At 52.1% G+C, this 15290-nt stretch carries 11 protein-coding genes; 9 read left to right on the forward strand and 2 right to left on the reverse strand.

What is annotated here, in order from left to right:
• The first annotated feature begins 6 nt into the window (after positions 1 to 6).
• On the forward strand, positions 7 to 3642 hold the full coding sequence (locus ACQ4MZ_RS19420) for a SusC/RagA family TonB-linked outer membrane protein (protein WP_430847518.1): 3636 nt from the start codon (positions 7 to 9) through the stop codon (positions 3640 to 3642).
• Positions 3643 to 3668: 26 nt separating this feature from the next.
• Positions 3669 to 5168 (forward strand): SusD/RagB family nutrient-binding outer membrane lipoprotein, encoded by a 1500-nt coding sequence (locus ACQ4MZ_RS19425; RefSeq protein WP_430847520.1) that lies wholly within the window; start codon positions 3669 to 3671, stop codon positions 5166 to 5168.
• A 9-nt stretch (positions 5169 to 5177) separates the two neighbouring features.
• Here ACQ4MZ_RS19425 and ACQ4MZ_RS19430 read toward each other — a convergent pair whose 3' ends face one another.
• Positions 5178 to 5318, reverse strand: a complete 141-nt coding sequence (locus ACQ4MZ_RS19430) for a hypothetical protein (protein ID WP_430847522.1) — start codon at positions 5316 to 5318, stop codon at positions 5178 to 5180.
• A 41-nt stretch (positions 5319 to 5359) separates the two neighbouring features.
• Here ACQ4MZ_RS19430 and ACQ4MZ_RS19435 point away from each other — a divergent pair, with 41 nt between their 5' ends.
• From ACQ4MZ_RS19435 to ACQ4MZ_RS19455, 5 genes are all read left to right on the forward strand, one after another.
• The gene (locus ACQ4MZ_RS19435) at positions 5360 to 6208 is read left to right on the forward strand and encodes a sialate O-acetylesterase (RefSeq protein ID WP_430847524.1); all 849 of its coding nucleotides are present in this window, start codon (positions 5360 to 5362) and stop codon (positions 6206 to 6208) included.
• A gap of 364 nt (positions 6209 to 6572) precedes the next feature.
• The gene (locus ACQ4MZ_RS19440) at positions 6573 to 7451 is read left to right on the forward strand and encodes a sugar phosphate isomerase/epimerase family protein (protein WP_430847526.1); all 879 of its coding nucleotides are present in this window, start codon (positions 6573 to 6575) and stop codon (positions 7449 to 7451) included.
• A 448-nt stretch (positions 7452 to 7899) separates the two neighbouring features.
• Complete coding sequence (locus ACQ4MZ_RS19445; protein ID WP_430847528.1) at positions 7900 to 10275, forward strand: TonB-dependent receptor; 2376 nt, start codon at positions 7900 to 7902, stop codon at positions 10273 to 10275.
• 36 nt (positions 10276 to 10311) lie between these two features.
• Complete coding sequence (locus ACQ4MZ_RS19450; protein ID WP_430847530.1) at positions 10312 to 11544, forward strand: DUF4374 domain-containing protein; 1233 nt, start codon at positions 10312 to 10314, stop codon at positions 11542 to 11544.
• Positions 11545 to 11670: 126 nt separating this feature from the next.
• Positions 11671 to 12537: a helix-turn-helix domain-containing protein gene (locus ACQ4MZ_RS19455; protein WP_430847532.1), complete on the forward strand. Its 867-nt coding sequence runs from the start codon at positions 11671 to 11673 to the stop codon at positions 12535 to 12537.
• A gap of 113 nt (positions 12538 to 12650) precedes the next feature.
• Here ACQ4MZ_RS19455 and ACQ4MZ_RS19460 read toward each other — a convergent pair whose 3' ends face one another.
• Positions 12651 to 13172, reverse strand: a complete 522-nt coding sequence (locus ACQ4MZ_RS19460; RefSeq protein WP_430847534.1) for a DinB family protein — start codon at positions 13170 to 13172, stop codon at positions 12651 to 12653.
• A 173-nt stretch (positions 13173 to 13345) separates the two neighbouring features.
• Here ACQ4MZ_RS19460 and ACQ4MZ_RS19465 point away from each other — a divergent pair, with 173 nt between their 5' ends.
• Both ACQ4MZ_RS19465 and ACQ4MZ_RS19470 read left to right on the forward strand, forming a co-directional pair.
• Positions 13346 to 13987 carry an RNA polymerase sigma factor gene (locus ACQ4MZ_RS19465; protein ID WP_430847536.1) on the forward strand — a complete coding sequence of 214 codons (642 nt, stop codon included), beginning with the start codon at positions 13346 to 13348 and terminating at the stop codon, positions 13985 to 13987.
• 103 nt (positions 13988 to 14090) lie between these two features.
• Positions 14091 to 15077 carry a FecR family protein gene (locus ACQ4MZ_RS19470; protein ID WP_430847538.1) on the forward strand — a complete coding sequence of 329 codons (987 nt, stop codon included), beginning with the start codon at positions 14091 to 14093 and terminating at the stop codon, positions 15075 to 15077.
• The last annotated feature ends 213 nt before the right edge of the window (positions 15078 to 15290 follow it).

The following is a 15290-nucleotide window of genomic DNA, read 5'->3' on the forward strand; positions in this document are numbered from 1 at the left end:
GCTACCATGAACCCACATGTACCCCTGGCAAAGGCATTTGGCCTTTACGCCATGCTCAGTTTGTGCCCTCCGCCGGGATTCGGGCAGTTGCTGGCATCGGCTCGCCCTTTGCAGACCGAAACGCGGCAAACGCAGCCCGTACGTCTGCGTGACGCATTGCTGAAACTGAAAGAGAGCTACGGCGCCGATATTCTCTTCGAAGAAAAACTGCTCGACGATTTGAAGGTTTCCTCCGCTGCTGTCAACCCGTCCCGAACGCTGGAACAGAACCTGGATACATTGCTGGCCTCCACGGGTTTGAAATACAAGAAAATCAAGGAAAATACGTATGTGCTGCTGGCTGCGAAAGACCGCCGCAAAAAGGAGAACAATGCTGCGCCTAATCGGGAAAGTTCGGCATTGCCGCAGGACAGTCCACTCGCATCCCTTTCGCCCTTGACGCGGGCGAAGGCAGTGGAATCCGCTGTGCGCGGTACGGTGGTGGACGCGAAAGGAGAACCGCTGATCGGCGTAAGCGTGCTCGTAAAAGGCACTACACGAGGTACAGCGACAGACGTTGCGGGGAAATATGAAATCGCGGTGGACGAGCCCTCGGCAGTACTGGTATTCTCCTTTGTGGGTTATGTACGAAAGGAAGTGGTGGTGGGCGCGCAGTCCGAGATTAACATTACCCTGGCCGAAGACACGCAGAACCTGTCGGAAGTAGTGGTTACCGCATTGGGTATCAAGCGTGATAAGCGTGCGCTGGGTTATTCGGTGCAGGAAATAGGCGGGGAGGCGGTCAGTACCGCCAAGGAAGCCAATCTTGCTACCACATTGGCCGGTAAAATGGCGGGTGTGCAGGTGACGCGCTCGGCTAATGGAGCGGGAGGCTCGTCGCGGGTGGTGATCCGCGGCTCCAATTCGCTTGTCGGCAATAGCCAGCCGCTTTACGTGATCGACGGTATTCCGATGGACAACAGCAATCCCAATTCGCCCTCTTCAACAGGAGGGATCGATTATGGGGATGGTATTTCAAATATTAACCCGGAAGATGTGGAGTCGATTTCCGTGCTGAAAGGGCCTAATGCCGCGGCATTGTACGGCCAGCGGGGAAGTAATGGGGTGGTGCTGATTACCACCAAATCAGGTAAGTCGAGAAAGGGGATTGGCATTAAATACGGCGTCGACTATTCGGTAGGTGACGCATTGGTACTGCCCGATTTTCAGGATGAATACGGCCAGGGGCTGGATGGCACGTTTACGCATTTCCGTGGTACCGATGGCAAAATATACACCTGGGCAGCGGCGCAGGCCGGCAATATCCAGGGGATGCCGAAAACCAGCGGCGGCCGCGACCGGTTCACACGTTCAAGCTGGGGTGCGCGCATGGATGGCCAGCAATATGAAGACCAGTGGGGCAATGTGCTCAGTTTTACTCCTCAGCCCAACACCTTTCAAACCTTTTTCAGAAAGGAAAAGCAACTGGTCAATAACCTTAGCCTCGAAGGTGGTAACGACAATATCAATTACCGGCTTTCTTACGGACGCACCGACATCGACGGGTACACGCCGGGCAATACATTGAAACGCAATAACGTGAACCTCCGGACCGTGGCGAAGATCACGCCCAAGTTGGAACTGGATGTGAAAGCGAACTACATCGGCCAGAAAGGGGCAAACCGTCCCACGGTTTCGGATGCGAGCGATAACCCGGCCTATCTGTTCATCAGCCAGCCGCGCAGTATGCCGATGAGCATTCTGGCCCATTCGGCCTGGACGGCTGAGGACGTGGCGAAGCAGCTTGGCTATGGTACGGTGCCGTTCGTGGGAATGGAAAAGACCTATGCGACCAATTCATCAACGGCAAACCCATATTGGACCGTCGATCATACCCGTAACTCCGATGACCGCCAGCGGCTGCTCGGTTTGATCCGCCTGAGTTACCAGTTCAACGACTGGATCCGCCTGACGGCCAAAACCGGAACCGATTTCTACACGGATCAGCGCCTGCGTTACCGCGAAAAAGGCACTTACCAAAGCGCCAACCGCAATGGCGATATTTCGGAGCAGGTTACCCGCGTGCGGGAGGACAACAGCGACATTTTACTCTCATTAACCCCGCAACTGACAAAAGACGTTTCACTCGGCCTGAACCTCGGTGCCAATCATCAGAAATTCTATTCCCGCACGACGGGTAATACCGGTACCGAGTTCATTGTACCCGGCTTGTATGCGATCAATAACACGCTGATCAACTCTTACGTGTTCGGACTCACGGAATCGTCGATCAACTCGGTTTATTTGTCGGGACAAGTAGGGTATAAGGAATACCTCTTCCTTGATTTCTCGGCACGTAACGACTGGTCGTCGACGCTGTCGCCTGCGAACAACTCCTTCTTTTACCCGGCGGTGAGTGCGAGTTTCGTCGTGACCGATGCATTCAATATCCGGAGCAATACATTGAGCTTCCTGAAACTCCGCGCCTCCGTGGCGCAGGCGGGTAGCTCGGGCTCGCCGTACCAGCTGACCGGTACCTATTCGCTCGACCAGGTTGCGCATGGCGGTGTGCCGCTGGCTTCGTTCTCGTCGACCATTCCCGATCCCAATTTGAAAAATGAGCTCACGACTTCCATCGAGTTCGGTGTGGAAGCGCGCTTTTTCAAAAATCGTGCAGGACTGGCATTCGCATACTATAATGCATCTACCAAAAACCAGATCCTGGACGTGCCGCTGCCGCCGTCCAGTACATTTGCTTCAAGGAGGATCAATGCCGGCGAAATCCGTAACCGTGGCGTGGAACTGACCTTGAACGGAACACCTATTAAAACGGCAGATGGGTTCAGCTGGGACGCGACATTCAATTTTTCCAGAAACCGTAACCAGGTGGTGGCGCTGGCCGAAGGTGTGGATACCTACGTGCTCGGCACCGACCGCGGCGTGAACGTGGTGGCCGAGCCGGGCAAGCCATTCGGTACGCTCATCGGGAACGGTTTCCAGTGGCTCCGCGACGAGCAAGGCAACCGCCTCATCGACCCTACGACCGGTTTGCCCCTGAAATCCAACTCCAAAATCCTTTATGAGCTCGGCAATGCATTGCCGGACTGGATCGGCGGTTTCAACAACACATTCCGCTACAAGGGTATAAGCCTGTCGGGATTGTTCGATATCAGCCAGGGCGGCAAGATCTACTCGCAGAGCTTGCGCGAAGAGCTGGTTTACGGAACGATCAAAAAGACCTTGCCGGGCCGTGACGGTACTTATGTAGCCGACGGTGTGGTGGCTTCCAAATCCGATAATGGAACATGGGTAGGCACGGGCCAGGCAAATACCAAGCAGGTACGGGCGCAGGATTATTGGAACGTGGTAGCGCCGGATAAGGACAATGTGATCCCCGAAGAAATGCTCAACGATGCGAGCTACATTATGTTCCGCGAGCTCACATTGAACTACCAGTTGCCCAACACGCTCATCAGCCGCACGCCGTTCAAAAGCATTCGGGCAGGTATCTATGGCCGCAACCTGTTCTACCTGCAACGCAAAACGGAAGGTTTCGCGCCTGAGGCTTCTTCTTTCAATGTCAATAACTCGTCGTTGGGACTTGAATCCACCGCTCTGCCATTGTTGCGTTATTTCGGGTTCAGCCTGAATGTGGAGTTGTAATTGTTCAAACCGGAAATTTTTGAGAAATGAAAAATATAATCCCATCAATCCTGCTCACTGGTGCGATATGCCTGACACAGGCTTGTACCGGCGATTTTGAGGAAATCAATACGCCGCCCACATCCGTAACGACGGTCGACCCGGGGCTGCTGCTTTCGAAAGTGCAGAAGGACGCCGCGTTTGCGGAAGGCTATGAGGTGCCCAACAGCCAGTATGGGTCGTGGATCCAGCATTGGGCGGGAGGTGTGCTGGTATCGAGCTCGCGTTATATCGAGCAAAGCGACAATAATACCTGGGACGCGCATTACACGTTGATCCGGAATATCAGCCAGGTCCGTAATGAAGTTTTGAAAGGAAAGGAAAACGACCCAAGCGGCCGCAGCAAACTGGCGATCGCCCGCATTGTCGAGATTTCGGTGTGGCAACGGCTTACCGACCTTTTTGGTGATGTTCCGTACTCCGGCACTGCGTTAGGCCCTGCCGACGTGAATACCAAACCTGTGTTTGATACGCAGGAATCGATTTACAAATCGCTGATCAATGACCTGAATGCAGCCATCGGGCAGCTTACGCCTGGCGATGCAAGCTATGGTAGCGCTGATTTTTATTACAAGGGAGATATTAATAAATGGAAGAAGTATGCCAATTCGCTCAAACTGCGGCTTGGAATGCGCATTCGCTATGCTGATCCCGCATTGGCACAAAAAACCGTAACCGAAGCCATGGGCCAGCCGCTGCTGGAAAGTGCGGCTGACGACGCTACCGTCCCGACCTACAACAATGCCACCAATGCGAATGTGCATCCGGTATTGAACCAGTTCCTTGCCGGGAGCCCCGACCTGAAATACCTCGCCGACGCGTTTGTTACCCAGCTCGTAGCCAGCGCCGATCCGCGCCTGCCGCGCATTGCACAGCCGAGCGTCAACTCCGTGAAGGCGGGCACGCCTGCGTACAAGGGCATTGGCGTAGCGTTGACAGATGAAATCCTGAAAACCATCATCAAAGACGATTACAGCACCGTTTCAACGCTCACGTTCTTCAACCGGGAGTATAGCCCGGCGATTCCGTGCATGGTGATGTCGTTTGCCGACGTGTCGTTCTACAAAGCCGAGGCAGCGCTCGAAGGCTGGGGTGGAACGGCAGCGGAAGCAGAGAAATACTATCAGGATGGTGTAAAAGCGGCATTGGCGCAGGCTCCCTATAATGTAACGGCAGTGCCGGCCGCATTTGAAAAGGAACTATCCTGGACCGGCCTTTCCAAAGAGCAGAAACTCGAAAAAATAGGTACCCAGAAATGGATACAGCTGTTCGGTCGTTCCTATGAAGCATTTATCGAGTGGCGGAGAATGGGTTACCCGGTGCTGAAACCAGGCCCGTTCCCGGGCTCTACCGGCGGTACTATTCCACGGAGGACCATCTATTCATCCCGCGAGGCGCTCCTGAATAAAGCGAATTATGAGCAGGCCGTGAGCCGGTTATCAAAGGGTGATTCGTATGTGTCGAAAGTATGGTGGGACAAACGTTAAAATGATTCATTAGAACGAATGCCTCAGCGAGGCATTCTGTTTGTAGAAGGTATTGTTCCGGCGGGGTTGCGGCTCCGTAGGAGCCTCCTTTGCCATGGTGCAGGACATCCCCGCCGGGGTGAAATGGCCGTGCTTCCGATGATTTGCCATAAACAGGTGGTCCCTCCAGGGCCCAATGCCGGATGCCCGGGATGTTAAATCTCTCGGGTATTTTGCTTTTGGGTATTACCAATATTGAATTTCCTGAAAACATTGTAGTGGTGAATTTTAAAACCTTGAAAATATTGCTGGCCCTATTGGCGGGGGGCACCAGTGCATTCGCGCAAACTGCTCCTGATCAAATGGACCTTTACCTGCTGATCGGGCAATCCAATATGGCGGGAAGAGGGTTGACAGATGCGGCCTCGCAGCCCAATTCTCCCAAAATATGGGCTATTAACCGTCAAAATGAATGGAAAATAGCGGCTGATCCACTCCATGAGGACAAACCGGCAGTAGCGGGCGTAGGCCCCGGCCTGACTTTCGCGCAGGAAATTCTTAAAAAATATCCCGAGCGCCCGATCGGTCTCATTCCCTGCGCAGTAGGCGGCAGCGGTATCGACGACTGGCAGCCCGGTGCCAAACACGAGCAGACGGGCATTTACGCCTACGACGAAATGCTCGCCCGTGTGAAGGAGGCACAGAAGCGCGGGACGGTCAAAGGCATTATCTGGCACCAGGGAGAATCGGACAGCTCACCGGAGAAAAAGGGTGTGTACGCTGTTAAACTGGCCGATTTTTTCGAACGTTTGCGCCGGGATACCCATACCGAAAACGTGCCGGTTGTAGTAGGAACGCTGGGAGATTTTTATGTAGCCAGGAATCCGGATGCGGCGGTTATCAATCAGATTATCGCCGATTACACAAAGGGCAACAAGCTGGTTTACCTGGTGTCGGCTTCGGGCCTGGTACACAAGGGCGACGACACGCATTTCGATACCGCATCCGCGCGGGAACTGGGCCGGCGGTATGCGGAAGCGTTTTTGAAAAAAGATGAATGACAGAACCCCGGGACCGGTCCGTAAAAACAAATCTTGCGGTGCGCTGCACCTACAAATCTTGCGGTGCGCTGCACCTACAATTCTTACGGTGCGCTGCACCTACAATTCTTGCGGTGCGCTGCACCTACAAATCTTGCGGTGCGCTGCACCTACAATTCTTACGGTGCGCTGCACCTACAATTCTTGCGGTGCGCTGCACCTCTGGTTACGTTCAATTTTCGGCTATTTTCTACAAGTATTACGGCGCTCTGCGCCTTAACGAAAAGGTGCAGAGCACCGTAATATTTGTAGATATCACCGTAGGGAATTTATAAATATGCAATTTTTATTAATTCAGAGCCTCATAAATCTGACCACCGTTTTTATGAAAATCAAACATTTTGCGTTCCACGGGGCGCTCCACGGGGCGCTCCTCGCGGCACTGGCCTGCGGATACTCGGCTTCTGCCCAAAAAGGAAAGCCGCTCTTTCCTGATCAGCCTGGAATGGTTTCGTATACGTTCAGGACGAGCCTTTCCAAGAATACCGCGGCTACGCTGGATACGATCAAAGCGCTGAAAATTACCGACATGGAGTTTTCGAGTCTTTTCGGTAAAACTGCCCCGGAACTCCGCAAGCTGCTCGATGAGCGTGGGATCAAATGCTCGTCGTTTGGGGTGAGCTACGACGATGCGCTGAATAAGACGCAGGAAGTAGGTAATAATGCCAAAGCTTTGGGCGCGAGTTATGTGCGTGTGGCCTGGGTGCCACACAAAGGGCCTTTTACACTTGAAATGGCCGAAAGGACAGTGGCTGACTTCAATAAAATTGGTAAACAGCTGAAAGAAGAGTTTGGCCTCACATTCTGCTATCACAATCACGGTTACGAGTTCGAGAAGCACGGCGAGGGGACGCTCATGGATTATATTATCCAGAACACGGATCCAAAATACGTCAGCTTCGAGCTCGATATGCTCTGGACGTTCTTCCCCGGTCAGGATCCGGCGGCGTTGATTAACAAATACCCCGACCGCTTCAAACTCATGCATATGAAGGATTTGAAAAAGGGCATAGTAGGCAATATGTCGGGCGGAACGCCTGTGGAGAACGATGTGGCACTGGGTACCGGCCAAATCGACATTCCCGCGGTGCTCGGAGCGGCGCGGAAAGCAGGATTGAAGCACTACTATATTGAGGACGAAAGCCCGAGCTATGCGACGCAGGTGCCGCAGTCGATCGCTTATTTGAAAAGTTTAAAATACTGACTGAAATACTACAAATGGCAGCCGCACTCGTTTCCAAACAATTAGTGCGGCTGCCATAAATTTGCATTCATCAGCCGACTTGGTTGCGTGAACGGCAACCAGAAATCTACAAGGGATTCTTTTCCTACCTGGCCGCGCCGCGGCTATTGAAACCGCGCGATTCGGTGATCGTCGGAAACCCATTTTTATTCTATTTGAATCAGTTTTGCGTCGCTCAATTTGGAGGAACTCCGGGAAGCCGCTACGCTTTTGATCGAGGCGACGTTGTATGCAAAAACCGCAAATGTTCAGATTGTCCAGCTAAACCGGCAGATTGTATAAGCGTAACTGTCGCCCGGTAACTACTTTTGCGGTGTTATTTAGAATAAGTCTATTTATTAATAAAATAGTGCCCACCCGTTTGGCTGCGCCGGAGCGCAATACTTAAAACGTTGTAACATTTAAAGCAATGCAAGTTAGCAAAATTCTGCATACAGGGCTGCTTTGTGCCTTGTCGTTCGTCGCCTTTGCCCAGCAAGCGGATGTTACCCTCCACGGGCAGATCAGGTCGGAAGATGGGGAAACGCTCCCAGGGGCCTCAGTGAGCTTGAAAGGGACTTCGCATGGGACTTTTACTACCGCCGAAGGGAAGTACACCATCGAACACGTCCGTCCCGGTTCCTACAAGCTGCTGGTGTCGTTTATGGGATATCAAACGCAAGCGAAAGACATTACGCTTACGGCCGGCGAGCGTTTCAAACACAATGCCAAACTGGTTTCCGAAACGCGCGAACTGGAATCCGTCTCGGTGATCGGGCGGACGGAGACAAAAGAGATCAACCGGCAGGCTTATAATGTGACGGCCATCGATGCCAAAAAGCTTCAAAATTCCACCCTCGACCTTTCCCATGCACTCGATCGCGTATCGGGCGTTCGTGTACGCGAGAGCGGGGGCGTGGGCTCGAACATGAACTTCTCGCTGAATGGCTTCACGGGCCGCCAGGTAAAGTTCTTCCTCGACGGCGTGCCGATGGATAATTTCGGTTCCTCATTTCAACTGAATAACATCCCTATTAACCTCGCAGAGCGCGTGGAGGTTTACAAAGGCGTGGTGCCGATCTGGCTGGGTTCGGATGCCCTCGGCGGCGCCGTGAATATCGTGACGAACACCCGTCAGAACAGTTACCTCGACGCTTCCTATTCCTACGGCTCATTCAATACGCATCGCACGACGGTCAATGCGGGTTTTACGGCCAAAAATGGCTTTACCGCACAGCTGAATGCATTTCAGAATTATTCGGACAACAATTATTGGATCACCGTCGATGTAGCCGACGTAAATACCGGCGAGTACTTCCGCAATCAGCGCCTGCGCAGGTTCCACGATACCTATCATAATGAAACCATGATCGCGAATGTGGGCGTGGTGGGCAAGAAGTTCGCGGACCGGCTTTTGTTGGGGATTACATTGGGTAAAAACAAAGCCGAAATCCAGACGGGTGCGCGGATGGTGAGCGTTTTCGGGCAGTGGCACCGCAAGGGCAACATCGTCATGCCAAGTTTGAAATACCAGAAGAAGGATTTGTTTGTCAAAGGGTTGAATGTCAATATCTCTGCCAACTACAATCTCGGCCAGGAACAGAATGTGGATACGGTGTATCGCCGCTACAACTGGTTTCAGCAGTTCAAACAATACGAAGGAAATGGCAGCGAACGGGAACGGTCGCTATACAAATTCCGGAACAATAACGGCCTGGCCACGGCGAATGTGACCTATCAGATCGATCCCCGCCATTCGGTGACGATTAATAATGTATTCAACACATTCAACCGGAAAGGGGAGGACGAGCTCTTTCCTGAATCGGCCAAGTACGAACAGCCGCGCGTGAACCGGAAGAATGTGCTCGGTTTGGGCTATAAATTCGACTATAACGAGCGTTGGAACACTTCTTTGTTTCTCAAACATTTCTCGCAGAACAACAAATTCTCCGTCTCCTACAACCCGACCGGCAACTGGGGCGACGAGGCCTTTCTAGTCCAGAAAAACGGCTTTGAAAAGCTGGGTTATGGCATCGCTTCCACCTATTTCCTATTCCAAAATTTCCAGCTGAAAGGTTCATTTGAAAAAAGTTACCGATTGCCCGAAACTGACGAGCTCTTCGGCGACCTCCTGAACCTGGAAGGCAATATCAATTTGGACCCTGAGACGAGCTACAACTACAATCTCGGTTTCAGCTACAACGGCGCGATCAACCGCGTGCACCGGTTCAGTGTGGACGCCAACGTGCTTTACCGCGACGCCCAGGGCTTTATCCGTCCGCGCCTGAATGCCAATCAGACTAAGCAGGTAATGGATAACCTGGCCGATGTGACCAACTTCGGCATCGACGGAGAGCTGCGTTATTCGTACGGCCAGCTTTTCACGGCGGGAGCCAATCTCACCTATCAAAACCTGCGAAACAATACGCGTTTCGAGGAGGGCTATACGACTGAGAGTCCGCTCTACCGCGACCGCATCCCCAACATGCCGTTCCTGTTCGGCAACGCGGATGCTGCGGTTTTCTTCAAAGACCTCGGTAAGAAAGGCAACACGCTTACGCTCGGCTATAACCTGCTCTATGTGCATGCCTATTACCTCTACTGGCCGAGCCTCGGCAGCGACAAGCTGGATATTCCACAGCAGCTGAGCCACGATGTAAACGTGGTGTATGCCATGGCCGATGGCCGGTATAACATCTCGCTGGAATGCAAAAACCTGCTCGATGCGAAGCTGTACGACAATTTCAGCTTGCAGAAGCCAAGTCGCGGTTTTTATGCCAAGCTGCGCTATTTCATTAGTAAATAATCTTTAACAATTCAATAATCCAATTAAAATCAGAAAATGAAAAAGTCATATTTGAAGTGGTTTTTCGCAGTGGGTATGGGCGTGGCGCTGGGTGCGTGCAGCGATGACGAGACGACCGACCCTGCACCCGGGCCAGGCGCCGGAACACAGTCGCGCTACGTGGTGGCATCGGCGCCGATCGGCTCACAAGGTGTTGCCGATTACCTGCTTACCACCGGCGACCTTTCACAGGGGACTATCAGCACGGTAGGACAGGGCATCGAGCAGGATGGGTCTTACCGCTACTACCTGACGCATAAGGGCAAGTTTTTCAGTTTGTTGTATGGCCAGGGAAATCCGGGAGCCGTTACTACCTATGCATTGGATGAAAAAGGTGGTTTGGTGAAAACTTCTGATTTTCAGAGTGAAACTGTTCAGGTTTTTGCCCCGGCAGGCGACGATATCCTGACGATCAAGGTTCCGAGAAGCGGCAATGAAAGCGCGTCGTGGTTCCGCATTAATGCAGATCAATCCAAAATCGTGGGTGAGGGCCAGGTCAATATCGTGAAGCTCGCGGGTAATGGCGAGCGTGCGCACTTCACGTGGGCTACGCAGGTGGGCGACAAGATTTTCGCGCCCTATATGAGCATTAAAGGTGCCGCACCGGATGTTTTCGGTACGGCCAATCCCGACAGCAGCTGGATTGCCGTGTTCTCTTACCCGGCCATGACGCTCGACAAGGTGATCAAGGATAACCGTACCAGTTTCATCGGTTCTTATTTCAATAACGGCCTTTCGGTAGACGAAAACGGCGATGTGTATGCATTTTCCCCTGCGTCGGCCACCAACAGCGGCGTGGCTACTTCCACCAAGCCATCGGCATTTATCCGCATTAAAAAAGGCACTACCGAGTTCGACCAGAGTTATTTCTTCAATGTGCAGGAAAAATCGGGTGGTTATAAAATTGCTAACCAGACCTACCTGGGCGGCGGCAAGTTCCTGCTTTATATGTATGGAGATTTGGGCAAGGCATCCGGAAACAAGAAACTCGCTATTGCGGATGCTTACAATCAGACATTTGCTTGGGTAAACGGTGCCCCGGAGACTTTCGCATCGTCGTCGGCCTCTTACAACAACAACACCGTCAGCGACGACAAAAAGAGCGTCTTTGTGGGGATCAACACCGAAGCCGGCAGCTGGGTGTACGCTGTGGATATCGCCACTGCTACCGCCAGGCAAGGCCTCAAAGTCGAGGGCGGGGCTATTACCGCCATTGTTAAGGTCAAATAGTTTGGGTTTTAGAACTACTACAAACCCCGTTGCACCACATGGCCGGCGGGGATTTGTGTTTTTGCAGGATCTGCGTCCGCTGCCGATATTGGAGACCGGGAGGCGCAACAAGAAGTGGGAAATAATATGGATTACATAGCTGGCCAGACGATCGGGTCGTGCGCGGAATTTCCCGTGCACGACCTCGGCGATGCCTTTTTTGCGATGGCTACAATCGAAGATGGCGACGCGCATTTCTTCAACGGCGTCCATCGCCACGACTTTTATGAACTGCTGTGGTTCACCAACCTTGAACCCGGGCAGGTGCATTGCATTGATTTCAACAGGTATCCCATCGCCCGCAATCAGCTCTTCCTACTGCTGCCCGACCAGGTCCACAGCATGGATCGGCGCGGCAAATGCGGCTTTCTGATGGCTATTTCCAAAGATTTTTTCGAGCGGCTCATTGGCAACGATATTTTTAAGCTATTCAAATATTCTACCAACTTTTCCGTAACCATCCCCGAGTGCCGTCTACCCATTCTGAACGCCTTACTTGACCTCATCCGCGCCGAATATGACGACGCGAGGCGCCCTGCTATCCTCGAAGCCTATCTCCGGAGCTGGTTCCTGCATTGTATTGATTTCCAAAAAGAAGCAGGCGACCCCGTGTTGCGAGACCCGCGCCTGCAAATGCTGCTGGAATCCATCGAAACCAATTACCGAAAACAGCGCAAAGCCGAATTTTATGCCAACGAGTTATCGCTCAGCGCCAAGCGCCTCAACGAGCTGACCCGCAGCTCCTTCGGTAAAACCATCAGCCAGATGATCAACGAACGCCTCATCCTCGAAGCCAAGCGCGAAATCGGTTATGTACGCAAACCGATTAAAGAAATCAGCTATGAGCTCGGTTTTTCCGAACCCGCCTATTTTACGAGGTTTTTCGGGAAACAAACGGGGTACGCGCCGGAGGATTTCAGGAGGAAGATGGCGGCATTGTATGGGGGAAAGTGAATATGTCTAGGAAGTGGTGGGTTTCTGTATATGTTTTCGAGATATGTATAGAAAGCGGCGCTTTTCTATGCATGTTTTTGGGAAATGTCTATATCAGAAACCATAATACCGTCTCACCCAACCCTTAACCCAAAATTAAACCGCTCGCTCACAATCCTCCGCAAAATCCCGATCTGCCCACAGTGGTACATGGTGTGCTTTACATTCCAGTCGATGGCTTCAAATTTGTTAGTGGCGATGGGGTGCGGGGTTGGAGTTGGTTCCAATGGGTTTTCAAGCTCATCCATTGTCACAGTTGCAAGGATTTCGAGGGATTTTTGCTGCATAACTTTCAAATCGGCGAGCAACTTTTCGGGCGTGAATCTGCCGACGGACTGCTCCGCCTGGGCGACGGTGAAGTAATCGCTGTAATCTTTGACGGGCAGTTGCCGCAGGACGTCCATCTGATGCCCGCGAATGACCATGATGGAGTGGAAATAATGGCTGATAATCAAATGTCCGACCTGCCAGCCGATGCTTGATTCTATCGTATCAGGGATGATCTCCCATTTTTCGAAGGGAATGTTTTCGATAAGCTTGTTGGTCCAGTCATAGGCGTCGGCGTTCTGGTGAATGAGGAGCTCGATGGTGTTCATGGGTAAGCTGGTGGTTGATGGTGAGGATTTTATTCAGCCCGTGGATAATCGAAAGGGGGCCGAATGGATGGAAACGAATAAAAGTAGGCAATAAAGAACAGGTGACAAAAAAGGCAGAACATCGCCTTCTTGTCGAATGGACAATTATTATGATTTATATCATTAAATTGTAAATGCCTTCCGCTTTATCGAGTATTTTCCTGAGTTTTTTACTGATTATTCCCGCGTTGCCCGTGAACCATCCATACAGCAGCTATTCCGAACAGGCCTTGATGACACTCGTGTGCGAGCAGGATGAGGAGCTGGCATTCAGGGAGTTGTATCGCAGGCATGTGCGGCTGCTGGTGCATACGGCTATCAGGAAGACCGGCGTGAAGGCGATCGCAGAGGACCTGGTGCAGGAAACTTTCGTGAAGTTCTGGCTCGGACGGCATAAGTTTGATATACAAAAAAACATCCAGGCATACCTGAACGGCACGCTGCGCCATTGCATTATCAATTACTACCATCAGGAGCAGCGCAAGCAGGTGCTGGCGCTGGAAGACGGCGATTTCGTGCCAGACAATGTGACGGCCGAAAACCTCGATTTCAATACCCTTAACGAATTCTACGAGCAGTCGCTGCTCAAACTGCCAGAGAAATGCCGCGTGGTGTTCACACTCAGCCGCAAGGGGTACAGCCTCAAAGAAATAGCCGGCCAGATGGATATTTCGGAGAAAACGGTGGAGGCACACATCAGCAAGGCACTGAAAATCCTGCGCGTGGAAATGAAAGACTACATCGCGCTGGCAGTGCTCATGCTGCCAATCATTTGACGCATCCAATTTTTTGAAAAAAAATTCCTATTGGAGTAAGGGTTGTTCCCGCTTTTCCATGACTGTACTATTAGTTGATTAATAAGTGTGAAAATTACACCTAATGAAAAGGCCCCCGTTATCTCCTGAAACCCTTAAGAAGTACCTGGCGAACGAATGCTCGGACGAAGAGCGCCACCTGGTGAACGAATGGTACCAACAGCTTGACGAACCGGCCGATGAGCCCTTTACGGACGCCGATCAGGATCGGCTGTACAATCGGATCAAAGCATACCTCTCCGAATTGCGCAAAAGCGACGAGCCTGCAACGCCGGTGTATGGCCTGTGGCATTACATCGGGCGCATTGCGGCGGTGTTGGTCGTGGGCTTGGGTATTCTTTATTTTTTATATCAAAAGCCTGACCACGTAGTTGAGCAAAGTGTGGGCGCCACTAATGGCTGGGTCACATTCAAAAACGTGAAGCACAAGATTGTACCCTATCAGTTGCCCGATAGTTCGGTGGTATGGCTGCATCCGAATGCTGAATTACGGATACTGCATTCATTTCACAAGCGGGACGTGCTGTTTTCGGGCGAAGGCTTTTTCGAGGTGAAGCGCGACCCGTCGCGGCCATTCGTGATCCATACCGGTGATCTACAAACGAAGGTGCTTGGTACCAGCTTCAACGTGCGGGCGATTCCGGGCGAGGCCACAGTGAAGGTATCGGTAGCGACGGGCCGTGTCGAGGTGAGCGATGTGCAAATGAAAGGTCGCGTGGTGCTGAAACCGGAGCAGCAGGTGGTTTTCGAGCAGAAATCAATGCATTTGGAGGTACAGAAAGTGGAGGAAAAAACGACGGATAAGGAACTCTGGCAATCGGCATCGCTGGTATTTAATGAAACGCCGATGGCGGAAGTCGCCGAGCGCTTAATGCAGACATTTCACGTAAAAATCGGTTTCGAAGACGACGGTCTGGCCGATTGCCGCCTGAAAGTGGATTTTACCGATCAACGTTTACCCGAAATTCTCGACATGATTGACACCCTCCTCGGCAGCACCTACCGGATCGACGGCGATAACATTACCCTGAAAGGACAAGGGTGTAAATAAATGTTTTCGTCGTAAGGCATCGACCATTATGTCGGTGCGCTGCACCGTTGAAAAATGATTAAAACATGAATCCACAAGTATTCCGGTGCTCTGCACCTTGGCGTGACAGGTGCAAAGCACCCTAACATTTGTAGAGGTGCAGAGCACCCTAACATTTGTAGGTGCAGAGCACCGCAAGATTTGTAGGTGCAGCGCACCGCAAGATTTGTAGGT

The organism is Dyadobacter sp. BHUBP1 (genome assembly GCF_050587785.1).
Lineage (GTDB): Bacteria > Bacteroidota > Bacteroidia > Cytophagales > Spirosomataceae > Dyadobacter.

Coding starts and splice junctions, on each gene's coding strand:
- ACQ4MZ_RS19420 (WP_430847518.1), top strand. CDS start 7: ATGAACCCACATGTACCCCTGGCAAAGGCATTTGGCCTTTACGCCATG.
- ACQ4MZ_RS19425 (WP_430847520.1), top strand. CDS start 3,669: ATGAAAAATATAATCCCATCAATCCTGCTCACTGGTGCGATATGCCTG.
- ACQ4MZ_RS19430 (WP_430847522.1), bottom strand. CDS start 5,318: ATGGCAAATCATCGGAAGCACGGCCATTTCACCCCGGCGGGGATGTCC.
- ACQ4MZ_RS19435 (WP_430847524.1), top strand. CDS start 5,360: ATGTTAAATCTCTCGGGTATTTTGCTTTTGGGTATTACCAATATTGAA.
- ACQ4MZ_RS19440 (WP_430847526.1), top strand. CDS start 6,573: ATGAAAATCAAACATTTTGCGTTCCACGGGGCGCTCCACGGGGCGCTC.
- ACQ4MZ_RS19445 (WP_430847528.1), top strand. CDS start 7,900: ATGCAAGTTAGCAAAATTCTGCATACAGGGCTGCTTTGTGCCTTGTCG.
- ACQ4MZ_RS19450 (WP_430847530.1), top strand. CDS start 10,312: ATGAAAAAGTCATATTTGAAGTGGTTTTTCGCAGTGGGTATGGGCGTG.
- ACQ4MZ_RS19455 (WP_430847532.1), top strand. CDS start 11,671: ATGGATTACATAGCTGGCCAGACGATCGGGTCGTGCGCGGAATTTCCC.
- ACQ4MZ_RS19460 (WP_430847534.1), bottom strand. CDS start 13,172: ATGAACACCATCGAGCTCCTCATTCACCAGAACGCCGACGCCTATGAC.
- ACQ4MZ_RS19465 (WP_430847536.1), top strand. CDS start 13,346: ATGCCTTCCGCTTTATCGAGTATTTTCCTGAGTTTTTTACTGATTATT.
- ACQ4MZ_RS19470 (WP_430847538.1), top strand. CDS start 14,091: ATGAAAAGGCCCCCGTTATCTCCTGAAACCCTTAAGAAGTACCTGGCG.